We start from the raw sequence: 24,586 nt of genomic DNA on the forward strand, positions 1-24,586 counted from the left end.
GCGTGGTGGCCGGCGGCAATCGCGACCCCTTGCTGCCGCCGGCATGTTCGCGCGCAAGGTGGGCGCTTGGCGACGACAATTCATGCGCGTCGTCGGCATATGGCGGCAACCGGACAATGGCGTTTCGATCGCTTGCGCGACAAGGAAATCGCCGATTCGATGCTCGCCGAGATCGGCGGCAAGAACATCGAGAAGCCGCCTCAGCTTGAGGCCTGGCTGCCGCGCTGGATCAAATTCCCGGCCGAAAGCTACCCAGCTGCGAGGCCTTCCTATTCGCCGATCTGTGCGCAAGGAAGCAGTCGCTGTTCGTGGCGAATAGTCGATCAGGGCCCGAGCGGCGTTTTCTCGAGTACTGCCGCTAAGGACGCGCGCGCCGCTCCGGGCCGCGCCGGCTCCGATTGATCGTCTTGCCGAGCCAGTGCCGCGTGCGATAAATTCCAACGCCAATTCGCCCCCATTTCGGCAGCCCCGCACCGCCCCGGATTGCTTGCTGAGGCGCCAGGCGCATGGCGCCAATTGTACATCCGGTTGCCGAGAGAGCCCGCGCCGCCGGCCCCCTGCATAGTGCCGCCTGCTTATTGTGCCCCCGATCGCGCAACCTGTCTCCATTGTGTCTCAGGGACCATTCCCCTGCGCCTGGCTTGACGACCTATGGGCGGATCCGGCCGGCCCGAAACCCTCGCCGGCAGCTTTTTTCCCCGCCGCCTGCGGCGGCTTCCTCGCGCCGCTTCGCTTCAAAAAAACTCCCCGCTCGGGTCCTCCGCTATCGCTGCGGCCGTGCCGGTTCCGGCGATCCGGACGCGCCCATCACGGTCCGCCATCGCAGGGGAATGGTCCCCTGCGAGCACCAAGAGGAGACTGAAAATGACCGCAATCGGATACGTCACCAAACAGGAAAACGGCGGCTACAAGGGCCAGCTCAAGACGCTCAGCGTCCGCGCCGACATCGACATCGTGCCCAATCAGGCAAAGAGCGCCGACACCCATCCGGACTTCCGGGTGCTGACGCAAGGGGTCGAAGTGGGTGCGGCCTGGATCCGCACCGGCGAGGCCTCCGGCAAGGACTATGTGAGCCTGTCGATTGCGGCCCCCGAGTTTGGCCCGCGCAAGCTCTACGCCAATCTGGGCCGCGCCGCCGGCCAGGATGACGACGACACTTACGCCATCATCTGGAACCCGGTCGACTGACCGGCCGACCCGCAAAGCCCTGCGCCGCCAATCGGCGCAGGGCCTCTCTCAGGACCCGTGAGGCCGCCGAAGGGGCGGCGAAAACTCGCCCCCCACTCTTCGCCCGTCCCCAAAACGATCTCGCTCGCCGATCCTCGCCTCGCTTGCCCGTAACGAACCGAGGATCATCATGGACGACGAAAACGAACGCGCAGCCCGCGCCAAGAAGGGCAGTCCGTTTCTCAACACCGCGCAGGCGGCCTTCTATATCGGGCTGTCCCAGCGCACGCTGGAGAAGATGCGCCTCAAAGGCGGTGGCCCACAATTCCGCAAGCACGGCCGCTATGTCCGCTATCACATCGACGAACTCGACGACTGGTCGAAGGGGCACGCGCAGGAGACCGCGCCCGAGGATGGCGCGCACGAATCCGGCTCGGCCGGTGAGGGAGGCCGCTCATGAGCCGGCGTCCCACCATCCGTCTGATCGGCAGCCATCTGCGGCGCATTCGAGCCCGCAAGACGATCGTCGTTGCCACAATCGGCCTTGGCCTGATTGGCTTCGCCGCCTTCGGCAAACCATCGCCCTGGCTGGTCTGGAACGCCTCGGCGAGTGCGCCGGTGGGCCTCTATCGCGCCGCATCCGGATCTGCCGCTCTTGGTGATCTCGTACTCGTCCGCCCACCAAGACCGGTCGCCGATCTCGCCGCCGAACGCTTCTATCTGCCCAGCAACGTGCCGCTGATCAAGCGCCTTGCGGCGCTGCCCGGCGAGCATGTCTGCACCTTCGGCGACGCCATCATCATCGGCGGCGAGATAGCCGCGCGCCGGCTTGCAACCGACACGCAGCACCGTCCGCTGCCTTGGTGGAATGCATGCCGAAAACTCGCCGCCGCCGAGGTTTTCCTGCTCGGCAGCGATAAAGATCGCTCGTTCGACAGCCGCTATTTCGGGCCGGTGCCGGCCGAAAACATCATCGGGAGGCTCGTGCCGCTATGGACCGAGTGACCCTCCTTATGCTGGGCATGGCGTGTCTCGCACCATGCTCCTGTTCCGCCGCGACCAACACGAAGCCGGTCGTCATCTCCCATAGTCCGCAGCTTGCAAGATGGCAGCCCTTCGTAGCCGAAGCAAGCCGGCGTTTCAGCATTCCACAAACCTGGATTTATGCCGTCATGGATGCCGAAAGCCGGGGGCAGACGACGCTCAATGGGCGGCCGGTCACGTCGAGCGCCGGCGCCATTGGCCTCATGCAGGTGATGCCAGCCACCTACGAGGAGTTGCGCGCAGAGCTTGGCCTGGGAGCCGTCCCGCACGACCCTCGCGACAACATTCTGGCAGGCACTGCCTATCTGCGCGCCATGTATGACCGCTTCGGATTTCCAGGCCTGTTTGCAGCCTATAACGCCGGGCCGGAGCGCTACGAGCAGCATTTGCAGCGCGGGCGACCGCTGCCCAGCGAGACGGTTTCGTATCTGGAAGAGATCAAGGCGGCGGGCATTTCGGCCGCCGATATGGACGCGCTCACCGGCAAATCCCGTTCCAAAAGCGCGCCGGGAATCCCGTCCGGGCAGTCGCTGTTTTTTCTCCGAAACGGTGTTTCCGTGACCGGCCCGAATGGCCAACTCCTGGTGCCGCTCGGATCGGAGCGAGCAAGGTCAGGCCGGCCGGATCGCAGGTGAGGGCAGCGGCTACCGTGGTTCGGGCGGGGGCCAGGGAGGCAGGTCCGCGGAAGGCAAGATAAAGGCAGCGCCTCCTGGAGGCGGCGAAGTGTTTGTCTGCACATCCTTTTCCCAGGAGGTTGCCTCCGGGTCCAGGAGGGTCTGGCGGGCAAGCTTCTGATTTTGCTGCTGGTTCATCGGAGGCCGCATGCAGGATGACGAATTCACGCCGAAGCTCGGCAAAATTGGCTCGCGCGGCTCGAAGGCGGGCAAACGCTACGCTGGCCAGGTGCAGGCCGCGATCAACCGAGCAGGCGGCAGGAGCGGACGCGGCAGCCGCTTCATCGGAAGCCGGGTGGGGCGCGGCGGGGCCGCTGCCGCCGTTCTTAGAGCGCGCGACCGCCACGCGGCGTTTCGGCAGCGGCGCGCAGTCGTCAAGGCACGCATCGTCAAGCTGGCCGGCAAGGGAGTCGACGGGGCTCGTGCGCACCTCCGCTACCTCCAGCGCGACGGCGTCACCCGGGAAGGCGAGCGTGGCGAGCTCTACGCTGCCGACAATGACCGCGCGGACGGCAGGGCCTTTCTCGATCGCTCGAACGGTGACCGTCATCAGTTCCGCTTCATCGTCGCCCCTGAAGACGGAATCGAGTATGATGACCTGAAGCCGCTCACCCGGCGCCTCATGGCGCAAATGGAAGAAGACCTCGGCACCAGGCTAGACTGGGTGGCCGTCGACCATTTCAACACCGGCCATCCTCACACCCACATCATCGTGCGCGGCAGGGATGATCACGGCGAAAACCTCGTCATAGCGCGGGACTACATCTCCTCTGGCTTGCGCGAGCGCGCAGCCGAACTGGTTAGCCTCGACCTTGGCCCGCGCACCGACCGCGAGATCGAGCAGCGCTTGCGCCAGGAGATGGAGCAGGAACGCTTCACCAGCATCGACCGGCAGCTGATGCGCATGCGCGACGATGAGGGGTGTGTCTCACTGGCCAGCCGAGACACCTTTCGCCAGACGCTGCACCAGGGCCGCCTGCGCAAGCTCGAGCGGATGGGCCTCGCCGGGGAGATGCCTGCCGGTCGCTGGCGCTTGGAGGATGAGCTCGAAGCCACGCTACGCCGCATCGGCGCGCGCGGCGATATCGTCAAGACCATCCATCGCGAGCTGACCGGCAAGGGGCTCGTCCGCAGTGCCGCCGACCATCTTATCCACGATCGATCCGACGGGTCGGCTCAAACCGTGGTCGGACGTGTCGTCGGGCGCGGGCTGGCCGACGAAATCACTGACCGCCATTACCTCGTCGTCGACGGCGTGGACGGCAAAAGCCACTATTTTGATATCGGCAAAGGCGAGGCCACCCAACCGACACCAGAGGGCTGCATAGTGCGGGTCAGGCCGAGGGACACCGGGCCAAGAAAAGTCGACCGCACAATTGCCGGCATCGCCACGGTCAACGACGGGCGCTACAGCATCGATATCCATCTCAAGCATGACCCCTCGGCCACCGAACGCTTTGCCGAAACGCACGTGCGGCGACTGGAGGCGATCCGCCGTGCGACCGGTGGCGTCGAGCGCGAGCCGGACGGCACATGGACAGTCGCGCCCGACCATCTCAACCGCGTCGCGGATTACGAGCGTCAGCGAGCGAGGGCCCAGCCTGTTGTCGTCGACAAGCTCTCATCAATGCCGCTGGAGAGCCAAGTAGGCTTCGACGGCGCCACCTGGATCGACCAGGAGCTGGTATCAGCCCACCCTGAGTCCTTGCGCGACTCTGGCTTCGGTCGCGAAGTACGTCAGATCCAGGCCCGCCGACAGCAGTGGCTGATCGCGCAAGGTCTTGCCCATGATGCGCAGGATCGGGTCATCTATCGCGCCAACATGCTTTCAATGCTGCGCCAACGAGAGCTGAACCGTGTTGCCAGTCAGCTCTCGGACGAACTCGGGCTCTCGTATTCTGAAGCGCAGCATGGCAATCGAATAGACGGAACACTGCGCTGCTGCGTCGAGCTCGCCGGCGGAAAATACGGTGTCATCGAGAAATCGCGCGAGTTCACGCTGGTGCCTTGGCGGCCGGTGCTTGAGCATCATATCGGCAAGGAGGTGTCTGGCGTGGTGCGCGCCGAGGGGATTTCCTGGACGATCGGACGCCAGAGGAGCGGGCCCGGCGTTTCGTGAACTGGCTATAATTTATTTGTCTGCGTTGAAACACATACTCAGCCCAGACGGAGTTCCTCCGCCTGCTGCTTGCTCGCAGCATTCATTTGGCGGAGAGTCAGTGTTCTGCATTTTGTAGTTCGCTCTGTCAAAAAGCGCTGGGAATATGCATCATGTTCTGCGTTGACACGGAAGGCGCGCCGACAGGTGCTGCGGATCGGCTCCCGATGCGCTGCCAGCTAGAAAGGTGGGCTGACTCGTGACAGCGCAAGGGGCTCTGGCGGCCGCGGTACGGCGACGCGAGTTCTGGCATCGAGGATGAAGCCGCACTTCCCGATCTTATTCTACTCGCAGGACCGGCAGACGCGGCGGTCGCCCGTGCGAGCATGCTGTTGGCCCTGGCGTGAACTGGCAGTCCGTCCCGGGGGACTTTGTAACGGAGAAAACTAGGCGGAAAGAGGCGCGCGGCCCGTCTCCCCAGCAACCCGCCTTGCGGATCCTCCTCTGCCCGCTTCGCAGACGGGGATACCCTCCGCCCCCTTGCTATTCGTTGCCCGCCGCTATGCAAAGGACAGGCGACCTGAATCCGTGCTCAAGCCGATCTGGCGGCAGAGAGGGGGGTCTCGGGCTGAACATGGGACCCGTGATGGACATAATTGCCACGCGAATCCTCATGTTCGCCTAACCGGCCGGAACGATTTGCAATCCGGGCAGGCAAATTAAGGAGTAGCTCGTTCCGTGTGCAAGCCCAGACAAGTCTTGGTTTTCTCACGGGCGCGATACAAAAGGCACAGGCTGGACTTGGCTGCCGGGGGCGGGGCTTGTCGACCGCTCGATTGAAAGTGAGATGCGAGGCGGAGAATCACCCATGTGCAGAGCGGCAAGGCGCTCGCCTATGTCCCTGTCATTCACCGTTAGTCGATGGTTTAGACGAAGATAGTCCGTCCATGTCGGCGTGCGGAATGTCTCGGTCCAAAGCGTCGACTTCTGAAGGTCTCGCTGGAGGGTCCAGTCCCGCGCACCGGCGCGGCTCTGAACGCGCCGCCTTTCGCGCATGCAGCTCAGAAATTCATCGATACTCTCCTCGAGTATCGAGTACTCCACCTTGATCACGATCGGACCGCTCCTGGGCTTCAAAGGGAGGGCCAGTTCTGGTGGCCTGAAGTCGACGGCCGCTTGATCCGATTCCTCCCATAGCCGCACCGGCAATAGCTTTCCCACAGCCGCGACCAGCAACAGTGCCGCTGCAGCACCTTCCAAAGCCCACGTCAGCGAATAGTACTGCGCGACAGCACCCCAGATCCAGCTACCCGCTGCCATGCCGCCGTAGGTCAGGGCGTAATAAATGGACAGGGTGCGACCAACGACCCACCTTGGGCTTGCCAACTGCACACACACGTCGGTTCCGGTCCAGGTGACAACCCAGCCAGCGCCACCGATTGCAAGCGCGATCGCCACCACAGCCACCGACGATGTGAGGGCCATCAAAAGGCAGCACGTTGCGCAAGCAACGGATGCGAGCGTGATCAATCGGTTCTGGGACGTGATGCGTCTCAAGTAGCTGCTGCCAATGCCGGCGATGAAGGCGCCTGTGCCGAAGCCGGCCAATAGCACGCCGTACACAATTGGCCCTCCCGCCAGTTGGTCGCGAACCAGGAGGGGGAGCAAAGCAAGGATCGAGATGCTTGATAGCCCGAACAGGGTTGCACGCACGATCGCCACTCTGATCTCTGAGGATATCGCCGTGAATCGCATGCCATCATGAATGGCCGTAGTCATCCGCTCGCGCGGAAGAGGCGAAGAGCGAACTTGCCACTGTGAGCGCAAAACAGCGCTCAACGGGACCAGGTCACTTAGCGCAGCGAGGGCGAAAGCCGTAAGGGGGCCCAGCAAAGCTAAGATTACACCGCCCAGCGCCGGTCCTATGCTCCGAACCACGTTGTACCCCACCGACATCAGCGTCACTGCAGCGGGTATGTCGCGCTTTTCCAGGATATCGCCGACCGAGGCGTGCCAGGCTGGATCGTTCAAGGCAAAGCCGCATCCGGCCAAGAAACTCAGTCCCAGGATCAGCCATGGACTAGCAAAGCCCAGTCCCACAGAGAGTGCCAGCGCCGTGGATGCCAGTGCGATCAGGCAGTGTCCGGCAAGCATCACGCCACGGCGGCTGAAGCTGTCTGCAATGGCTCCAGCAAGGATCGACAGGAAGAACGCGGGCAGTGTCGATGCAGCCTGTACGAGCGCAACCATCAGATCGGAGGCTGAAATCGTGGCCATGAGCCAGCTTATAGCCACGCTCTGCACCAGCCAGCCAAGGCTGGATATCTGCGTGGCTGTCCAGATAGAACGAAAGACCGGGTTGTGAAGAGGGATCAGTGTGTTTGCCGCAAAGCGCAGAGGATCTTGACGCCGCATCACTTCTCGCCTCCACTGGGTGTCGTTCTTCCGCTCATTTGCTTGCAGCGGTGCGCTCTGTGCACTGACTGCGTCACAACGAAGTTCCGAGATCGCGCTCGCAACAAGGACAATGTGGCATCCACGGTGCTGATGCGCGTTGAGGTACCAACCTGGCCGTTAGCTGATGGGTCCCGCAGCCCGCTTGGTGCGGTCAGTTCTGCCCTGCGACTCTTGGCTTTGGACGGTGCTAGCGCCCCGATGGCCGGCTTGTCAAACTGCCGTAGTGCCAGCACATCCATCCCATCTGCTGACCGCGATCTCCGACGAGGTTGAGCATCAGCAGGTCAACGGCAAATCTGGGTATTTCCGCTTCCGGTCGGGCGCGTGGCCATCGTCCAGAAACCCGAAGACGTTCATCACCCATGCGACCACGCGCCCGAGACGATGCGACACGGCGGTAGCGGTTCACCAGAGGACGTGCGTTCTACTCAGCAGGAACATTGTTCTGCCGATCGTCGGCTGCGCCAGCCGCCACATAAAGCGGCGCCAGAGTCTTGCACCCGTCATTGGACTCCCGCTTTGCAGGTTTCGCCTAGGGCCTGCATCAGGTCATCGATAATGTCCTGAGGATGTTCAAGCCCTACAGAGATTCGCAGCAATCCGCCTGGCGCTTTGGACTTCGCACCTTCAACGGATGCGCGATGCTCTATCAGAGAATGCGTCCCGCCAAGGCTTGTCGCCCGGACAACAATCTTCAGGCGGCCGGCCACGGCCATTGCAGCATCGGCTCCGCCCTCGACGATAAAGGATAGCATCGCTCCGTAATGGCTCATTTGCCGCGTAGCAAGATCGTGTCCCGGATCAGTTTGCAGACCAGGAAAGAGCACTTTTTCGACGCGCGGATGAGACGCCAGGGCCTCGGCCACTTTCTGGGCGCCTTCGCAATGGGCGCGCATGCGGACCGGCAATGTCTGCAGGCCCCGCAACGCCAGCCAACAGTCGAAGGGCGCTGCGACGCTGCCCTTGTGTTTCTGGACCATCCGCAATGGGCGACCGAGGGGTGACGCGTTTGGGACAATGACGACACCGGCCATCAAATCCGAGTGGCCGCCAATGTACTTTGTCGCCGAGTGCATCACTGCGTCTGCCCCGATTTCGAGTGGCAGTTGAAGCACTGGGGTGGCCCACGTATTGTCCACCACCGCCAAGGCGTTTGCCTCGTGCGCGATTGCGCAGATGGCCGCAATGTCGACAACGCGGATCATCGGGTTTGACGGCGTCTCGATCCAGACGAGGCCAGTCCGCTTCGATGTCACCGCGGCGCGCAAAGCGTCCAAATCGCGCATGTCGACTGGGGCAAAGTCGAAGCGAGACCCAATGTCGGTCTCTTCGATCAGCGAACGAATGCCGAAATACATGTCATCCGGCAGAACGATCCGACCCGCCGACGGATGGCTCTCGAAAACTGCAGCGATTGCGGCCATGCCCGAAGCGAAGGCGATGCCGTCTTCCCCTCCCTCAAGCGTCGCCATGGCCGCCTCGAACGCATTGCGTGTAGGATTTCCATCCCTTGTGTATTCGAAGCCGGACGGAAATGACCCGTTGACACCGCGTTCGAACGTCGTGCTGGTGTGCAGCGGCATGGATACGGCCCCCGTGGACGCGTCGACCCCTCGGCCGCAGTGGATCGCCTTCGTCTCAAAACGCATCGGTTATTTCCTTCCTAACGGGCAGTTGCAATTTCGCCCCGGTCATTATACTGACCGCAATAGGTGAGCCGAGGTCCTAAGTCAATATAATGACCGATGTTACGACAGCCTTTGATGCCGAGCAGGTCCTTGGGCAAGCGATAGCGGCCCGGATCCGAGACTTGAGGCGTGACCAAAACCTGACCCTGGATCGACTGGCTAAACTAAGCGGCCTGTCCAAGGGAACCGTGGTCGCGCTGGAGCAGGGTAGGGCGAACCCCAGTATCGGCATACTGTGTCGGCTGGCGGCGGCGTTTTCGCTCTCGGTGGCCGATTTGTTGAACGAGCACCCTTCCACGGTGTGCCTTCCCATCGAGCGGACAGAGACCAGGAGGCTTTGGACGAGCGCCAAGGGAAGCTCTGCACAACTGCATTCGTCGACCTCGGGACGCACGATGTTCGAATTGTGGAGCTGGGTCATTATGCCGGGCGACGTGTTTTCCGCGGATGCTCATAGTCCGGATACGCGCGAGTTGATCTCGGTCAGTCAGGGTGCCCTGAGCGTTGTGGTAGGTACCCATGTGGTCATTTTAAGCGAAGGCGAGAGTGCGCGGCTTGTCACTGACCAACCGCACTCATACGCGGCGGCATCTGATGTGCCCGCCCATTTCTCGATGGCGGTTCTTGAGCGTGGTGGACACCGAGATCCGGGGCACTCGTCGACGGCAGCGAAGATTCAGGAGCCCGTTCCGTAAGGCTCCGCCGATTACTAGCAACCGCACATTCGCGACAGGAGATAAACCGTTGTACGTTCCGCCTCATTTTGCCGTCCCTGATCAGAACGCCCTGTTCGAGCTTATCGAGAAACACCCGCTTGGTATCCTCGTCACCCAAAGCAAAGGCACACTGGACGCGAACCACCTCCCCTTCGAGCTTGACCGCTCGAAGGGAGACAAGGGCGTTCTCAATTGCCATGTCGCTCGCAAGAACCCAGTCTGGGAGGAAGTCGCCAATGGCGATGAGGTTCTCGTAATCTTCCGTGCGGCCGACGCTTACATCTCGCCGAACTGGTATCCAAGCAAGCACGAACTCCACAAGCAGGTGCCGACGTGGAACTATCTCGTCGTCCACGCCCACGGACGCATCACTGTCCGGGATGATGGGCGATATGTACGCCGTAACGTGGCGAAGCTCACTCATATGCAAGAAGCCTCGCAGCCTGCCCCGTGGAAGATGGGCGACGCGCCGAAGGACTTCATCGACACGATGGTTAAGGCAATCGTCGCCCTGGAGATCGAGATCACCGGCCTGGTTGGAAAATCAAAACTCAGCCAGAACAAAGACTTGCGCGACATTCAGAACCCTGGTGAAATGCTGCGTGCCCAAGGGGCCATTGCGATGGGAGAAGCGATGCTCGCGGCTGCGGCGGCCAAATCCCAATAGCATGGTCTTGTCCCGACAAAGCCGCTGGTGCCGGCCTCCGACGGGTCACCTAGCCCGCCTTGACGCACGGCAATAGCTTTTGACGGCCTGAAGCGACGCTGTGGTCACCGTTGTGATACTTTTCCACGCGCCTGGTCAGGCGGCAGGATTGCTCCGTCGTGGCCGACGGGTTCGTTTCAGTCGCCGGCGCCCCGTTGTATGTCGGCGACCACCCGCTACCGGTCTTGAATGAGGCGCAATCGCACGCATTTCGAAGCCACGTACCTTGGGCGGCAAGCTCGACCATGCACTCGACGCAGCTCCCAAGTGGCGGCGCCGTCAACGATCTCCTTGAACCTGCGGAACTTGCCCGAAAGCACTTCTCTTACGGGAGATGATTGGCTTTGTCGCCGAACCGACTGATGGTGGCGGCGCCGCCGTAGCGATCAGACCCGCCTTGCAGCGCAATGGCTACCCGGGCGCGACCGGGAGATGCGGGCGGGACTGTGGAGCTGCGGAGACGGAGCGGATCGGCATGGAGCCGTGACCGCTTGCGATCTGGCTCTGGAACGAGTTAACGAAGCGCGGACTTCCGATCGTGTCAAGCGCCGCCCTCTCGATGATGCCGGACAAATCGGGCCGCCGCGAGCGGCGGGCCTTGCTCAGATCGGACGGACCGGATGGTTTAAGCAGGTTCGCATCAAGAGCCACGGCACCTGTGTCGTGCGGGTGCTGCTGTCGGCACGCGACCTTCTCGTCAGCCTAGTAGGCAAAATCGAGAACAGATGCCTGGGCTTCCTTAGGCCTTCGGCGTCATATTCGGCAAGAAGATCGATGCCCAGGTGATCCTACACATGCTCAGGATACAGGCGACGCAGGTCTACCATGATCCGCTGCGAGCCGGCATCAACGAAGTGCATGAACTGTCGAAGACACATGAAGCGATCGCCAGGGCCTAGACCGAGATCCAGCACCGCATGCTGACACACTACCAGCCGCTGTATTTTCCCGAGATCGATCGCTTCCGGGGGAACAGCCGCAGCGATCGGTTCTTTGCCTTCCTCCATGCCTTTCCGACCCCAGCAAGCTTCACGGCGCTGACGAAGGAGGAGTTTGTGGCAGCAGCTTGGGATGCCGTCGGCCGCAAGGTCAGCAAGACACAGATTCTGACGATGTTTTCGAGACGGCGCGCCCATCGATCGGATTGCCGCTGCCACTGGATGACTTGATGCGCCTGCCATTCGCATGTTCCAGATGGTCATTGACGAAGCACGCAGCCTGATCCGGCACCGCAATGAGATCGAAGCACAGGCCGACGATCTGCTGCGGCACAGCCAGGATTATCAGCTCCTGCGACAAATCCCGGGCATCGGACCGATCGAGGCATTGACCGTCATTGCCGAAGCCGGCGATCTTCGCCGCTTAGGTCATCATCGCCAGTTTCTAAAGTTTTGCGGGCTGGACCTCTCGACACAGAAGTCCGGTGAGGCCAGACCCGCCTTTCCAACCCAGGCACACGACCCATTCAATAGCATTCCTAAGCATACTGACCAGGGCGACCTCGACCCCCCTAATCACAGCGGTGAGCTCGCAGGCGGGGTCGATGAACACTATTGATTGGCCGAGCTTGAGCGGCATCTCTATCACATTGATAGCCTATTAGGCTGGTCCGGCGTTTTATCGGACCCATGATCCATCCGAGCAGCTTGTGAGGGATGCAGCCGAACCAGGCGCTGCTCCCACAGTCTTCGCAGGTCCTCCAGCAGAGCTTCATGCTTAGCCTTATCCGGCGCAATTATATTGAGGTGATCGCTTAACACGGCTTCGCCCTCAATCCGCATCAGCAGATTAAACAGGTCGTTTGAAATTCGCACACTGTCAATGCTGGAGTGGTTCGGAATAATCTCGCAGACAGTCTCCTGATGATCTCGCGCTGTGTAAGCACGGGTTTGATGGAGGGAGACTGAGGGAGGCAATGAAATCGCAAGCGCAGTCCAATCCTGCAGCGTTGCAGCCCGTTTTTTTACCAAGAAGGGCCCGACCACAAGTCCATCCAGCTCTGTCGTCAAAAATGTGGCAATCGCGTCTGCAACCGTATCCACGATCGGTTCAGCATTGTTGTTAAAGGACGTATTGAGCAGAATTGGAGTGCCTGTCCGCTTCTTGAACGCATTGATGACCTCCCAGTAAGCGGGGTTGGCATCGCGCGATACTGTTTGCAGCCGAGCCGTACCGTCGACGTGCGTAATGGCACCCAACAAGGCGCGCTTTGAGTCACGCACGCGAACGACGAAATTCATGAATGGAAATTCGTGCTTACCGTCCGGGAGGTCGAAAAATTCGCTCGCATCCTCTTCCAGCACAGATGGTGCGAAAGGCCTATAGCCTTCGCGCTTCTTGACCATGGCATTGATCCGGTCCTTGTTTGCAGCGGGCCGAGGGTCGGCAAGAATGCTGCGGTTGCCCAGCGCACGTGGCCCAAACTCCGAACGACCCTGCACCCAGCCGATCACGGCGCCGTTGGTGATCCAGTGGGCTGCACTGCTCGCTACGTCATAAGAGCGTTCAACCTCGAGATGTCCGGACCATGCATTCAGTTCCTGTTCCACGGCGCGGTCGCTCCCGAGATCAGGACCCCAATAGACCTCCTGCAGTCGCTCACGCGGCGCGGGGCGGCCCATCTCGTTAGAGACTATCAGCGCAGCTCCCAATGCGCAGCCAGCGTCGTGAGACGCGGGTTGCACGAAGATGTCTTCGAAAAGCCCTGAATACAGCAGCTTGCCGTTCATCGTGCAGTTGTGGGCTACCCCTCCCGCCAGACACAACCGCTTCATGCCGGTGGCCTCACGGTGGTGCCGGAGAATGTGGAACACGATCCGCTCAAGCGCTTCCTGCAGTGACGCACTCACATCTCGATGCTGCTGGGTGAAAGGCATTCCCTTTCGCCTGATCTCGATGTTGCGGAGCAACGCCGGACCGATGCGGTCGAGGTGAACACGGTAGCCACCGTTGGCGGAGAGCTCGTAGAACTGCTCGAAGAGCTCGCGATAGGGAGCGGGGTCGCCATAGGGCGCGAGTCCCATTACCTTATACTCGTCGAACATGCCGTAGCCGAGACAGCGGATCGTCTCGAGATAAAACAGCCCAAGAGAATTGTCCTCCGGGAAAGCCTCGATTTGCGTAATTTCTGTGCCAGACCCTACCGCCACAAGGCCCGACAGGAAATCACCACAGCCATCGATCGCTAGAATGAGACTTTGTTCGAAGCCCGACATTGCAAAGGCGCTCACGGCGTGCGCCTGATGATGACCTACGAATGAAATACGCGAACTGTCCAACTTAGTGCCGAACTCACGCGCTAACAGGTTCTGCACCAACATTTTAGCATCCAACGGAGTGGAGAGAATGTCCGGTTGGGAAGCGGACATACCTTCAAGCATGGCGTTGGCATAGGGCTCGCTGGCGTAGACCGCGACACGATCAATGTCGCTGAGCTGAACCCCGGCCGTCGAGAGACAGTATTGAATCGAACCACTTGGCAGCTTGTTCGAGTGCTTGATTCGATTGAGGCGTTCCTCTTCTACGGCGGCTATCACCTTTCCGTCTCGGACGAGCACCGCGGCGCCATCGTGCATAAAGGCGTTCGGACGCTCGAATCGGTTTTCATGGACTTGGTCAAGTCCGCCGCTGATTCCTAGGCACAGCATTTCTTTCTCCAAATAGTAACGGGAAGCCAAATTGGCTTACCTCGACTGTTTCCAACTAAATAGGCCGTGTTGTCGCCTGCAGCTGCGACCGCCCGTCAGGCATCAGCGGCATCGAAGAAAGCCTCATAAACGATCAATGAGATGCTTCGACTGTGACGCCTACAGTGCCATCACGCCGAGAGCTTGGCTGGATCATCCAATCCTGAGCGGCTGCTGAAATGTATCCGGCGATGTCGTTTTCATCGGCAGAACCAACTTGCGATGCCGCCTGTTCTTGGGAAGGGCGGCCGTCGACGAATAACAGTACCGCCCCCGTGAACTGGCCCGATTTCATTCTCCGAAGCGACCATGGTCGCACCGCCCGACTTTGTCGGCCAGTTGCAACTCACTTTCTCGGCACGACCTCCACTGCACGTCAGGGCGCATCGAAGATTTTCTCCTTTGGATTATTCCTAAGGCAGCTTTCGTCACGCGATAGAGCAGCGTGTGATTGGTGCGTGAGGCTCTTTTTTGTCCATGCACGATTCCGGAAGAGTGATGAAATCGATTGTTTTGATCAAAGTCATCCACGCTATGAATAACAGCCGCAGCACATGCGTTTTCAAAGCGCTTCAGGCTTCCCGGATGGCTACTCCGATGTGAAGCGCATGGCATTCCAAGCGCTCTGTCAACCAAACGACGAGTATCGGCGTCGACCCTCATTGCCTTCGTCTTCGCGACTCCGTGACAGCGGCTGGCATTGTGTTTGTAGGGCATCGGGCGAAGATCATGTCGATCGGCCATCTCGCCTGCCTATCGGCAAACCCTTGAACAATGATCCACGCACCAGCGCGATTGTGATCACGAGCGCCTCTGAGCTCGGGAGGTTCGGTTTTCTGAGGGTTCCTGGGTCTCCGAAGCGATGGAGGTAGCTAGCCTTCCTGGTGCTATACGGTTGTGCTCTTCAATGGAGTGGACGCATTTGCGTCTCGAAAGCGGTTCTTCAGTGGAACCGGCGCCAAGGCCCGTCTGTGGTCGTTCAGAACACGGGGTGCCGTCTCCAAACCGGCTATTGGAGCGGGCAGCCGCCGGAATTTGACCCATGGAAATGAGCGCCTGTCAGGAGGCGTTCGAAAACGGCGCGATCTTCATCGCGGCTGTTTCATGGTGTCATTCCTGACATGTTCTTTATAATCGGCAGCTTGCGGATAGTCTTGCCCGTCGCCGCCCGTAGCGCGTTGGCGACGGCCGGGCCGATCGGCGGCACACCTGGCTCACCAACTCCCGTGGGCGGCTCCTCGGACGGCACAATGTGCACCTCGACTCGCGGCATCTGCTCGATCCTGAGCGGTGTATAGGTATCGTAGTTCTCTTGGTCTACGACACCGCCCTTCAGGGTCAGCTCCTCCTGGAGGATCGCGCCTAGCCCGAATCCGATACCGCCCTCCATCTGAGCGCGAATCTGGTCAGGATTTATCGCGGTGCCGCAATCTACCGCGCAGACGACGCGGTCGACCTTGAAACCATTTTCATCGTTGAGGGTGATCTCCACCACATCGGCGACATAGGTCGAGAGGCTTTCATGCAGGGCCACGCCGCGGAAACGGCCTTCCGGCAGAGGCTTGTCCCAGCCTGCCTTCTCAGCAGCCACTTTAAGCACGGCGGCATGCCGTGGATGGTGACCGAGCATTGACAAGCGGAAGTCGACCGGATCACGGTTCGCAGCGGCGGCGAGCTCATCGATCAGGGTTTCCACCGCGTAAGCGGTGTGGGTGGAGCCTACCGAACGCCACCACAGCACCGGGATGTTCACGTCCGTGGTGGTCAGCTCGACCTTCAGGTTCGGGATCGCATAGGGCAGGTTGGTGGCGCCCTCTACGGAGGTTGGATCGATGCCGTTCTTGATCATCGCCGCAGAGGTCGAACCGCCCAAGACCGATTGGCCCACGATGTGGTCATGGAGAGCGACGACATTGCCTTTCTTGTCGAGCCCCGCCTTGACTGCGTGCACATAGGCCGGCCGGTACCGCCCACCCCGCATGTCATTCTCGCGGGTCCACTGCACCTTCACTGGCTTGCCGCGTCCCAGTGCACGCGCTGTGGAAACAGCTTCGATGATGACATCTGCATCCAAGACCGCGCGGCGGCCGAAACTGCCGCCGGTCTTCATCACGTGCAGCCTCACCTTGTCCGGCGTGGTGCCGCCTACCTGAGCGGCAGCCGCCTGATAAAGGTCGGGCATCTGGTGTCCGCCCCAGACGTCGATGGTGCCGTCTTCGTTGATTCGGGCGGCCGCGTTGAGTGGCTCGATCGAAGCATGGACAAGATAGGGGAATTCGTAGTGCCCCTCGATGATTTTCTCAGCACTGGCGAACGCTGCGGGAGTGTTACCGTCGTCGCGCGCGGTGGCCGCGCCCAGATCGTCTGCTGCCTTGTTGTATTCGGCCATGATCTCGGCCGTGCCGCGCTCTTCGGCCTTCTCCTCGTTCCAGGTCACCTCCACGAGGTCGCGGCCCTTCAGCGCCGTCCAGGTGTCCCTGCCAACCACGGCAATGCCTCGCGGCGTCTGGACGACATCGACAATGCCGTCGAGTGCCTTGGCCTTGGTTGCGTCGAAGCTCTCGATCTCGGCGCCGAACTTCGGCGGATGGATCATAACGGCCGTCTGGAGTCCCTCCATCATGAGGTCGATCGTGTAGGTCTGCGCGCCGTTGGTCTTGCCGGCGGAATCGTAGCGCTTGAGGCTGTCCGATCCGATCTGGGCCCACTTGTCGCGCGGCTTTAGCGGCACGTCGTCGGGAACCGGCATTCCCGCTGCGGCTTCAGCCAGGTCACCGTAGCGCGCCTGCATCCCTGAGGCGTGCGACACGACCCCGGAAGCGACTTTGATCTCGCCGGCTGGCACATCCCACCGCTGCGCCGCGGCCGCCACCAGCAAGGCCCGTGCGGCAGCACCCGCCTTGCGGTAGCGTTCCCACGACGAACTCATCGACGTGGAGCCACCAGTTACCTGTGCGGCCCCGCCCCAGGCGACATTGCCGTAGAGCGCGGTATTGCCATATCCGCCGACCACGTCCACCTGCGCCCAGTCGCCGTCGAGCTCTTCCATAACCAGGGTGGCGATGCCGAAATAGGAGCCTTGTCCCATCTCGAACTGCGAGGAGTAGATGATGATCCGGTTCTCCTTTGTGATCTCGACATAGGTCTGGAAGGGGTTCGCCTGAACCTTTGCAGTAGTCGTTTGTGCGATGTCGGACGCCGCCAGCACTAGCCGGTAGCCCACGGCGAGGCCAGCGGTGGTGACGCCCGCGCCGACGAGGAACCGGCGGCGCGTGGGCCGCACGGAGTTATGCTTCGAGAGAAACTGCGACATGCCTCAAGTCTCCAGCCGGTTGGCGGTCTCGTGGATGGCCGCGCGGATGCGATGATAGGTGGCGCAGCGGCAGAGATTGCCGCTCATCGCCGAATCAATATCATCGTCCGTCGGCTTAGGCGTTTCTGTAAGGAGGGCCACGGCCGACATGATCTGGCCAGACTGGCAATAGCCGCATTGAGGTACGTCGAACTCGGCCCACACGGCCTGGACCGTTTCGCCTATCTTGCCCGACACACCCTCAATGGTGGTGATCGAGGCTCCTTCGATGTCGCCGACTGCGGTCTGGCAAGAGCGCGTCGGCATGCCGTTAACGTGAACCGTGCAAGCGCCGCACTGGGCAAGCCCGCAACCGAATTTCGTTCCCGTGAGTCCGATGACGTCACGGACCGCCCAGAGCAGCGGCATCTCTGGATCGACGTCGAGTGTTCGCGCCTCGCCATTGAGGGTAAAAGCGACCATTGCTTGCTCTCCTTGTCCTGAGCTGGCTATCTCGTTGAGCCTCCGCCCGCCTGGCAACCAGCTCTTGTTGCTGAGGCCTAGCGACCACACCCTAGGAACGCGCAGCTCAAGCAACAAGCCGCTAGGTTGGCGAGTTACGAGATCGTGAAGTGGGTCGTGTCGAAAGGCTGGAGGCAACTGAATGTCATTTTTTGGGCGGACAGGCCGCTTTAGGCTGAGTTACACGAGACTGGACATTCGGGTCGTCGCGAACATCGACCGCTGGTCGGCCGCGTCCGGCAGGGCCCTGATTGGCTACACGAAATGAAATGGGACGACTATCGATGGGGGCCTACCTCGACCCGCAACCTCCACGACTGGACCCTCAGGTTTCCGACTATCGTCCCGGGCGGTGGCCGAGCTCGGCGCCTCGGACGCGATAATAGACGGTGAGGCGTTCGTCGTTGACCAGAAGGCTTGTCGCGCATTCCCAGTCTTCAGCGGGTTCTTGGCCGCGGCGGGAGACGTCAGGACCATGCTTGCCGGCTTCGACCTGCTCAAGATCGACGGCGAGGGTCTTCGCGATCGGCCACTCGTCGATCGGCGCAAAGCGCTAGTTAACCTGCTGAGACGCCGCCCAAACGGCATCGTTCTGAGCGACGAGATCAGCGGCGGCAGCGACATTCTCGCGCAAGTCTGCCAGTTCGGCCTCGACGGCATCGTCTCCAAGCTGCGTGTCAGTCCATATCGATCCGGCCGGCGCCAAGAATGGGTGAGACAAAATGCGTGCTGAGTGATGAGTTCATCGTCATCGGCTGCGAACCCGGCAACAGTTACGGCGGTCGGGAAGCGTGCTCTGGCGAATGTCGAGGACGGAAATCTGGTGTTCGCCGGCGGCATTGGCACCGGCTTCAATGCGCGCACCCGGCCGGAGTAAAGCGCCGGCTCGATGCCATTCAAATGGACAAACCACCGATTCCTAGTTTGAAGGCGAACGGTGCGGCATGGGCGGAGTGCCCTGCGCAGTCTGTACCTCCGCAGTCGATTGTCGAGTTCGAAGGGGTGTGATTGGCGTCGAGACCGCTCCAGCCATGGCTATCAGCACGCCGAGTGCGTTGTTATCGATCAATTCTCGAAATGAGCGGGTAAATACATGCACTTCCTTTCACTTGCCGAACGGGGTTTGCTGTTCACCGGCTGGCATCCGATGGCAAACCTTTCAACGCGGCGGCGATCTGGCGCTTCGCTGCTGGGGGCAGAGGCAGGATGGGACGCGGGGGTTCGGCACTGCAAACGTCGAGCAATTCAGCGAGTGCATGGACGACGCGAAGGCTCGAGAACTCCTTGAAGAGGCTCCAGATCGGGACCAGCGCGGCATTGATCCGTCGCGCTTCGGCCGCATCGCCCTGTTGCGCCGCTGTGACGATCGTCATGCAGACCTCGGGCAGGATGCCCGCAAGGACGCTGTACCATGTGTCGGCGCCGGCGATCATGGCCTCGGCGGCGTTCCAGTCGCCGCTGTAGCCAATCGAGAACCCTTCCGGCAGTGTGCGCCTCTGGGCGGTCAGGTGGTTCTTGATCGCATCGCTTTTGTCTGTCGGATTCTTGATGGCGACAATCCCAGCCACCTTTGCCAGGCGGCTGACAAGGGGTGGACTGAAATGGAAATGCGTCGTTCCTGGATTGTCGTAGACGACGATCGGCAGGCCACTTTCGCGCGCCACAGTGGAGAAATGTTCGAACACCTCGTCATCAGTAAGCGGGGTGTAGGAGGCGGCGGCAAGCAAACCCGCAGCTGCTCCAAGGGCCTTGGCGTCTTGCGCGAGCCCCACGGCTTCATCGGTGCGCAGCGCGCCCACACCCACCACGACCGGCATTTGCCCCGCCGTTTGGTCCAAGGTCTCGGAGAGCGCCCGCCGCCGTTGCTCGCGCGACAGATAGATGTATGTGCCGGTGCTGCCGAGAAGACCGATGGAATCGACCTGAGCAATGCCAAGCCGAGCAATCAGCCTGCGCAGGGCAACGCTATCGACGCGGCCGTCACGATTGGTCGGGGTGATGGGGAACGCGGAAAGACCGCTCAGGAATGCCATGGCAAGGCTCCAGATCTATGTGTGAGCGCAGAGATGGCCGCACGCCAGGTCATTACAAGACGTCCAAAGCCCGCCGCAGATCGGCGATCAGGTCATCAGCGTCTTCAAGCCCCACCGAGAGACGCATGAGATCCTCGCCGACTCCATCGGCCAAATGGGCATCCTTGCGGATCGGCTGCCGAGCACGGGTGAGGCTTGCTGGATGATAGATGAGGCTGTCGGCATCGCCGAGGCTGACGGCGCGAATGATCAGGTTGAGCCGGTCCATCATCCGGCGCGCTCCTTCGTATCCAGCGTGGAGGCCAAAGGCCAACATGCCCGATCCGTTGGACATCTGTTTTCGCGCCATCACCTGATCAGGGTGCGAGTCGAGGAACGGATAACTCACAAATGCCACCGCCGGGTGCGCTTCCAGCGCCCGAGCCACCGCAAGGGCCGTGGCGCTGTGCCGTTCCATACGCAGCGTCAGCGTCTTCAGACCGCGCAGGATCAGGAAAGCTGACATGGGCGAGAGCGCTGCGCCGGTGATGTAGCGCAGGCCCGTTTCATGCAGCGTACGGAGCGTTTGGGCGTCGCCGAGAAGCGCCCCGCCAAGCGCATCGCCATGACCATTGATGTACTTGGTCAGCGAATGGAGCACGATGTCCGCCCCGTGCTCAAGCGGTCGCTGGAGCGCGGGCGAGGCGAAGGTGCTGTCCACGGCAACCTTCACACCGCGCGCGTGGGCGCGCTTGGCAATGGCAGAGATATCGACGATGCGGCTCAGCGGATTCACCGGCGTCTCGAAGAAAACCAGCCGCGTCCGCTCGGTGATCGCGGCATCGAGATTTTGGGGATCTGACAGATCGACCGCGACGACCTTGATGCCGAAGCGGGGGACCGCCTGTTCGACCATGGCAAGCGTGTTCGCATAAAGCGTCTTGTGGACGATGAGTTCATCGCCCTGGGACAGGAGCGACAGGATCAGAGTGCCGAAGGCCGCCATCCCCGAGGCAACAACCAGCCCCGCCTCGGCTCCTTCCAGATTCGCGAGCCGCTGCTCGAGGATCTCGGTCGTGGGATTGTATTCGCGCGCATAGAGCCGTCCACCAAGGGCGGCGGCGGCATCGTTTGCTGCCACGCTTTCGAACCCATAGGTTGACGTCAGGAACACTGGCGGCTGGACGGCATTGGAAAAGCCGGCCGGATCGTAGCCATGATGGATCGCCCGGGTGGCAAATCCGGGGCTGGTGCGGTTGAGCGACCCCGTGGGAGCATCGGTTTCGGATTGATGGGAGCTGGTCATTCGGCCTCTGCGATCTCTCTTGGGGTTCCGAAAGATTGACGGCAACCTGGCCAATGTGAAATATCCAGTTGGCGATGAAAGAGATGGTCCAGTCTTCAAGTGCCGGGTCTGCAGCGCGCTCGCACGCGATGGGTGCACGCCAGATATACGAAGCCCTTCGCGAGCAAATCCTCGGCGGCGTCTACGAAACCGGCAGTCAGTTGCCATCCTCCCGGGCCCTGGCAAATGACCTCGGCGTTTCGCGAACCACGGTGACGGTCGCCTATGAGCAACTGGCTGCGGAGGGTTTCATCGAAGTCCGTCAAGGCGCACGACCTCGCGTTGCGTCTTCGTTGATGGGCCATGGGACGGGGCGCACTCACGCGCAACGGGTCGGCCCGATCCACCTGTCCGCATATGGCGAGCGGCTGCGCGCGACGTCACCCTGGCCAGATTATCTGCCGACTGGGCTGAAGGTCGAGTTCCGCTATGGCGACCTCGCGCCGTCGGATTTCCCTTCATTGGTCTGGAAACGCGCGATGAACGAGGCGATGGGGCAGCGCCCGCTGCGTCTTGCCTATGACGATCCTCGCGGCTCGCGCCGGCTTCGCCAGGCGCTTCAGGGCTATCTCTGGCGCGCCCGGACCCTGAGCTGCGACCTCGACCAGATCATAGTTGTGAACGGTTCGCAGCAGGGCCTTGATCTGTGCGCGCGCCTGCTTCTCGATCCCGCCGACCGTTTCGTCATCGAGGATCCGTGCTACAGGATGGCGCGTCAGGTCTTTGCCAGTACGGGTGCCTCACCCATCCCGGTCATCGTGGACGAAGACGGGATGAGGACCGAGTTGCTGGCGGGGATCGGAGCACGACTGGCGTATGTGACGCCATCGCATCAGTTTCCGCTTGGCGGCGTCATGCCGATCGCGCGCCGCCATCAGCTTCTGAAATGGGCGCGGCACAACAACGCCTATGTGATCGAGGACGACTACGACAGCGAATATCGCTACGACATCAATCCGGTCCCTCCGCTGCACAGTCTCGAGGACCACGGGGCTGTCATCTACCTCGGCACGATCTCCAAAACGCTCTCGCCGATGCTGCGCATCGGCTACCTCGTCGTCCCGCCCGAATTGCAGGAGGTCTTCGCAACCGCCAAACAATTCGCAGACCGGCATTCGCCGGTCGCTGAACAGGAAGCGCTGGCATCGTTGATCGAGAGCGGCGGCTACGAAAGCCATGTGCGCCGTGTGCGCAGGCTGAACGGCGAGCGTCGGGAAACGTTGTTGGGTGCCTTGCAGCACAGCTTCGGGGATCGCATCACTGTCCAGGGAGCAGATGCGGGACTGCACGTCGCGGTTTGGTTCAATGACCTGCCACGATCGCGGGAAACGGCCTTGGTCGAATCCGCCCGCGACGCTGGCCTGGGGCTACACCTGATCTCGCCGCTCTACGAACGGCCATCGGACCAAGGCCGCACCGATCGCGTCGGACTTGTCATGGGCTATGCCGCCTTGAGCATTCGGCAGATCGGGAAGGGCGTTGAGGTCCTGCGAGAGGTTGTCAAGCAGGTGCAAGACGCGATGCCGGCGCGGAACAACTGAGACGGGGCGACGCCGAAAGCTGGCGCTGAAAACGGTCCGAGGGCCCGCCGTATTTCTTTCCAAACAGCCAACTGGACCGGGAAAATGCCATGCAACTGGCGCTGTTGATCAGGCCAGTTTTGCAGCAGGTTTCCACGAGACGAATTTCCGAGAGCGATGATGACCTGGCGAGGAAAGCTGCTTCAAGTCCATATCGCGCCTGCCGCCTCCTATGAAATGGAGGAGCTGGCGCAGGCGCAGCTTATTGCCGGCCAAGGCATTGTCGGAGACCGCTACTACCTGGGGACGGGGACCTATTCGGCGCGTCCCGACGTTCGGGAGGTGACATTGATCGAAGCTGAAGTTCTGGACGCCATCGCGAAGGGCGAGCCCAGGATTCCGGGCTTCAAGGCCAAGCTCGGACCCGAAGATCACCGGCGCAATCTGACGACACGAGGCGTTCCGCTTAGCCATCTTGTCGGCAAACGCTTCCGGGTCGGGGAAACGATTCTCAGGGCCGCCCGGATGAATGTGCCGTGCAAGTATATCGAGGAGTTGCTCGGGCTTCCGGGTCTCTACGAGGGGCTTCTGAACCGCTCCGGCCTGAACTGCACAATCGAGGTCGGGGGCGTGATCCGCCCCGGTGATCTGATCTTGCCCATCGACGAGTGAAACGCCATGGCCTCGCCGCGCATCATCATGAAGCTGACCGTGACCGCCGCCCGCAAGGAGCCGGGCGAGGTGCTGGTCATCGACCTGAAACACCCACGCAAACCTGTGCTGCCGGCGTTCGAAGCGGGTTCTCACGTCGACGTCCATCTGCCTGAAGGGAAGGTGCGTCAGTATTCACTTTGCGGCGACCCGACCGAGCTTGGCCGCTACACCATCGCGGTGAAGCGCGAGAATGACGGCCGTGGCGGCTCGGCGTGGATCCACGAAACCATTGCCGTCGGTTCCACACTGCCTGTCTCCGCGCCACGCAACCATTTTGCGCTCAAGCCAGGCGAGGGGCCGACTTTGCTGCTGGCAGGGGGAATCGGGATCACCCCGATTCTGGCCATGGCGCGCGCGCTCACCCGGCAGGCCAAGCCCTTCGAGTTGCACTATTTCACCCGCAGCCGGGCGCTCACCCCACTCTTGGCGGCGATCGGGAGCGATCTTCCTGGCGGCAATGTGCGGATCCATTTCGACGACGAGCCGGCGACCCGCCAGGACATCGCCGCGCTGCTGGCGAACCGTTCGGCCGAGGCTCAGGTTTACTATTGCGGGCCGCCCGGATTCATGGCCGCCGTGGGGCGGGCGGCTGAACCCTGGCCCGAGGGCACGGTTCATTTCGAAACTTTCCAGCCTCCCGAGTTTGATGGCGCGCCACCGGAACCATTCGTCATAGAACTCCGTGCGGGCAGGGTGATTGAGGTTTCGGCTGAGACCACGGCACTGGCCGCCTTGCGTGCGGCCGGTGTGCCGTTGATGGCCTCGTGTGAGAACGGGGTGTGCGGGACCTGCGAATGCGCAATGCTGGCGGGACAGCCGATCCATCGGGATGCCGTCCTGTCCAAAGAGGCACGCGACCACCGCTTCATCCCCTGTGTGTCGCGCGCGACAGGTGTGTTGAAACTCGATCTTTGACCATTTGGGCGGGGGTCCTGTGAGACCGGC

General features: G+C 61.5%; 19 protein-coding genes and 1 pseudogene. 13 read left to right on the plus strand and 7 right to left on the minus strand.

Going from position 1 to position 24,586, the window contains the following annotated elements:
* The first annotated feature begins 99 nt into the window (after positions 1 to 99).
* The 6 genes from X741_RS161510 to rlxS all read left to right on the plus strand — a co-directional run bounded on the left by X741_RS161510 (position 100) and on the right by rlxS (position 5,004).
* The gene (locus tag X741_RS161510; protein ID WP_023776431.1) at positions 100 to 402 is read left to right on the plus strand and encodes a hypothetical protein; all 303 of its coding nucleotides are present in this window, start codon (positions 100 to 102) and stop codon (positions 400 to 402) included.
* A 462-nt stretch (positions 403 to 864) separates the two neighbouring features.
* Positions 865 to 1,188 (plus strand): DUF736 domain-containing protein, encoded by a 324-nt coding sequence (locus X741_RS161505; protein WP_023776432.1) that lies wholly within the window; start codon positions 865 to 867, stop codon positions 1,186 to 1,188.
* 169 nt (positions 1,189 to 1,357) lie between these two features.
* Positions 1,358 to 1,627 carry a helix-turn-helix domain-containing protein gene (locus tag X741_RS161500; protein WP_023735797.1) on the plus strand — a complete coding sequence of 90 codons (270 nt, stop codon included), beginning with the start codon at positions 1,358 to 1,360 and terminating at the stop codon, positions 1,625 to 1,627.
* Complete coding sequence (locus X741_RS161495) at positions 1,624 to 2,172, plus strand: S26 family signal peptidase (RefSeq protein WP_023776433.1); 549 nt, start codon at positions 1,624 to 1,626, stop codon at positions 2,170 to 2,172. The genes X741_RS161500 and X741_RS161495 overlap by 4 nt, the downstream gene beginning before the upstream one ends.
* Entirely contained in the window at positions 2,160 to 2,846 is a 687-nt protein-coding gene (locus tag X741_RS161490) for a lytic transglycosylase domain-containing protein (RefSeq protein ID WP_023766619.1), read from the plus strand. The genes X741_RS161495 and X741_RS161490 overlap by 13 nt, the downstream gene beginning before the upstream one ends.
* 187 nt (positions 2,847 to 3,033) lie before the next feature.
* Complete coding sequence (rlxS, locus tag X741_RS161485) at positions 3,034 to 5,004, plus strand: relaxase/mobilization nuclease RlxS (protein ID WP_023776434.1); 1,971 nt, start codon at positions 3,034 to 3,036, stop codon at positions 5,002 to 5,004.
* Positions 5,005 to 5,751: 747 nt separating this feature from the next.
* Here rlxS and X741_RS161480 read toward each other — a convergent pair.
* Positions 5,752 to 7,398, minus strand: coding sequence for an MFS transporter (locus tag X741_RS161480; protein ID WP_023776435.1), 1,647 nt, complete (start codon positions 7,396 to 7,398; stop codon positions 5,752 to 5,754).
* Positions 7,399 to 7,943: 545 nt separating this feature from the next.
* Positions 7,944 to 9,089 carry a PLP-dependent aspartate aminotransferase family protein gene (locus tag X741_RS161475; protein ID WP_023740430.1) on the minus strand — a complete coding sequence of 382 codons (1,146 nt, stop codon included), beginning with the start codon at positions 9,087 to 9,089 and terminating at the stop codon, positions 7,944 to 7,946.
* Between the two features lie 89 nt (positions 9,090 to 9,178).
* On the opposite strand from X741_RS161475, the gene X741_RS161470 reads away from it, so the two are divergent.
* From X741_RS161470 to X741_RS01000000166250, 3 genes and pseudogenes are all read left to right on the plus strand, one after another.
* Positions 9,179 to 9,823, plus strand: a complete 645-nt coding sequence (locus tag X741_RS161470; RefSeq protein WP_023776436.1) for an XRE family transcriptional regulator — start codon at positions 9,179 to 9,181, stop codon at positions 9,821 to 9,823.
* Between the two features lie 49 nt (positions 9,824 to 9,872).
* Positions 9,873 to 10,511, plus strand: a complete 639-nt coding sequence (locus tag X741_RS161465) for an FMN-binding negative transcriptional regulator (RefSeq protein ID WP_023776437.1) — start codon at positions 9,873 to 9,875, stop codon at positions 10,509 to 10,511.
* Positions 10,512 to 11,323: 812 nt separating this feature from the next.
* Positions 11,324 to 11,975: pseudogene (locus X741_RS01000000166250) on the plus strand (transposase); the annotation flags it as partial.
* Positions 11,976 to 12,133: 158 nt separating this feature from the next.
* On the opposite strand, the gene X741_RS161460 reads toward X741_RS01000000166250, so the two are convergent.
* From X741_RS161460 to X741_RS161450, 3 genes are all read right to left on the minus strand, one after another.
* Entirely contained in the window at positions 12,134 to 14,197 is a 2,064-nt protein-coding gene (locus X741_RS161460; RefSeq protein ID WP_023689396.1) for a carbamoyltransferase, read from the minus strand.
* 1,141 nt (positions 14,198 to 15,338) lie between these two features.
* A complete protein-coding gene (locus tag X741_RS161455; protein WP_023776439.1) occupies positions 15,339 to 17,549 on the minus strand; it encodes a xanthine dehydrogenase family protein molybdopterin-binding subunit in 2,211 nt (736 codons plus the stop codon).
* A 3-nt stretch (positions 17,550 to 17,552) separates the two neighbouring features.
* Entirely contained in the window at positions 17,553 to 18,011 is a 459-nt protein-coding gene (locus X741_RS161450; RefSeq protein ID WP_023689394.1) for a (2Fe-2S)-binding protein, read from the minus strand.
* Positions 18,012 to 18,402: 391 nt separating this feature from the next.
* Here X741_RS161450 and X741_RS1000000167940 point away from each other — a divergent pair, with 391 nt between their 5' ends.
* Positions 18,403 to 18,783 (plus strand): hypothetical protein, encoded by a 381-nt coding sequence (locus X741_RS1000000167940; RefSeq protein ID WP_023689393.1) that lies wholly within the window; start codon positions 18,403 to 18,405, stop codon positions 18,781 to 18,783.
* Between the two features lie 397 nt (positions 18,784 to 19,180).
* Here the strand turns inward: X741_RS1000000167940 and X741_RS161445 are convergent, their stop codons facing one another.
* Both X741_RS161445 and X741_RS161440 read right to left on the minus strand, forming a co-directional pair.
* Positions 19,181 to 20,083: a dihydrodipicolinate synthase family protein gene (locus X741_RS161445; protein WP_023735784.1), complete on the minus strand. Its 903-nt coding sequence runs from the start codon at positions 20,081 to 20,083 to the stop codon at positions 19,181 to 19,183.
* Positions 20,084 to 20,135: 52 nt separating this feature from the next.
* Positions 20,136 to 21,368: a PLP-dependent aspartate aminotransferase family protein gene (locus X741_RS161440; protein ID WP_023776441.1), complete on the minus strand. Its 1,233-nt coding sequence runs from the start codon at positions 21,366 to 21,368 to the stop codon at positions 20,136 to 20,138.
* A 74-nt stretch (positions 21,369 to 21,442) separates the two neighbouring features.
* On the opposite strand from X741_RS161440, the gene X741_RS161435 reads away from it, so the two are divergent.
* The 3 genes from X741_RS161435 to X741_RS161425 all read left to right on the plus strand — a co-directional run bounded on the left by X741_RS161435 (position 21,443) and on the right by X741_RS161425 (position 24,556).
* Positions 21,443 to 22,948, plus strand: a complete 1,506-nt coding sequence (locus X741_RS161435; protein ID WP_031249775.1) for a PLP-dependent aminotransferase family protein — start codon at positions 21,443 to 21,445, stop codon at positions 22,946 to 22,948.
* Between the two features lie 159 nt (positions 22,949 to 23,107).
* Complete coding sequence (locus X741_RS161430; RefSeq protein WP_023776442.1) at positions 23,108 to 23,599, plus strand: MOSC domain-containing protein; 492 nt, start codon at positions 23,108 to 23,110, stop codon at positions 23,597 to 23,599.
* Positions 23,600 to 23,605: 6 nt separating this feature from the next.
* Entirely contained in the window at positions 23,606 to 24,556 is a 951-nt protein-coding gene (locus tag X741_RS161425; protein WP_023735781.1) for a PDR/VanB family oxidoreductase, read from the plus strand.
* Positions 24,557 to 24,586 lie beyond the last annotated feature (30 nt).

The organism is Mesorhizobium sp. LNHC221B00, assembly GCF_000502935.1.
In the GTDB taxonomy this organism is placed as follows: domain Bacteria; phylum Pseudomonadota; class Alphaproteobacteria; order Rhizobiales; family Rhizobiaceae; genus Mesorhizobium; species Mesorhizobium opportunistum.

What these genes read in the sequence shown, in the direction of transcription:
- X741_RS161510 (WP_023776431.1), top strand. Translation starts at nt 100, where the DNA reads ATGGCGGCAACCGGACAATGGCGTTTCGATCGCTTGCGCGACAAGGAA.
- X741_RS161505 (WP_023776432.1), top strand. Translation starts at nt 865, where the DNA reads ATGACCGCAATCGGATACGTCACCAAACAGGAAAACGGCGGCTACAAG.
- X741_RS161500 (WP_023735797.1), top strand. Translation starts at nt 1,358, where the DNA reads ATGGACGACGAAAACGAACGCGCAGCCCGCGCCAAGAAGGGCAGTCCG.
- X741_RS161495 (WP_023776433.1), top strand. Translation starts at nt 1,624, where the DNA reads ATGAGCCGGCGTCCCACCATCCGTCTGATCGGCAGCCATCTGCGGCGC.
- X741_RS161490 (WP_023766619.1), top strand. Translation starts at nt 2,160, where the DNA reads ATGGACCGAGTGACCCTCCTTATGCTGGGCATGGCGTGTCTCGCACCA.
- rlxS (WP_023776434.1), top strand. Translation starts at nt 3,034, where the DNA reads ATGCAGGATGACGAATTCACGCCGAAGCTCGGCAAAATTGGCTCGCGC.
- X741_RS161480 (WP_023776435.1), bottom strand. Translation starts at nt 7,398, where the DNA reads ATGCGGCGTCAAGATCCTCTGCGCTTTGCGGCAAACACACTGATCCCT.
- X741_RS161475 (WP_023740430.1), bottom strand. Translation starts at nt 9,089, where the DNA reads ATGCGTTTTGAGACGAAGGCGATCCACTGCGGCCGAGGGGTCGACGCG.
- X741_RS161470 (WP_023776436.1), top strand. Translation starts at nt 9,179, where the DNA reads ATGACCGATGTTACGACAGCCTTTGATGCCGAGCAGGTCCTTGGGCAA.
- X741_RS161460 (WP_023689396.1), bottom strand. Translation starts at nt 14,197, where the DNA reads ATGCTGTGCCTAGGAATCAGCGGCGGACTTGACCAAGTCCATGAAAAC.
- X741_RS161455 (WP_023776439.1), bottom strand. Translation starts at nt 17,549, where the DNA reads ATGTCGCAGTTTCTCTCGAAGCATAACTCCGTGCGGCCCACGCGCCGC.
- X741_RS161450 (WP_023689394.1), bottom strand. Translation starts at nt 18,011, where the DNA reads ATGGTCGCTTTTACCCTCAATGGCGAGGCGCGAACACTCGACGTCGAT.
- X741_RS161445 (WP_023735784.1), bottom strand. Translation starts at nt 20,083, where the DNA reads ATGGCATTCCTGAGCGGTCTTTCCGCGTTCCCCATCACCCCGACCAAT.
- X741_RS161440 (WP_023776441.1), bottom strand. Translation starts at nt 21,368, where the DNA reads ATGACCAGCTCCCATCAATCCGAAACCGATGCTCCCACGGGGTCGCTC.
- X741_RS161435 (WP_031249775.1), top strand. Translation starts at nt 21,443, where the DNA reads ATGAAAGAGATGGTCCAGTCTTCAAGTGCCGGGTCTGCAGCGCGCTCG.
- X741_RS161430 (WP_023776442.1), top strand. Translation starts at nt 23,108, where the DNA reads ATGACCTGGCGAGGAAAGCTGCTTCAAGTCCATATCGCGCCTGCCGCC.
- X741_RS161425 (WP_023735781.1), top strand. Translation starts at nt 23,606, where the DNA reads ATGGCCTCGCCGCGCATCATCATGAAGCTGACCGTGACCGCCGCCCGC.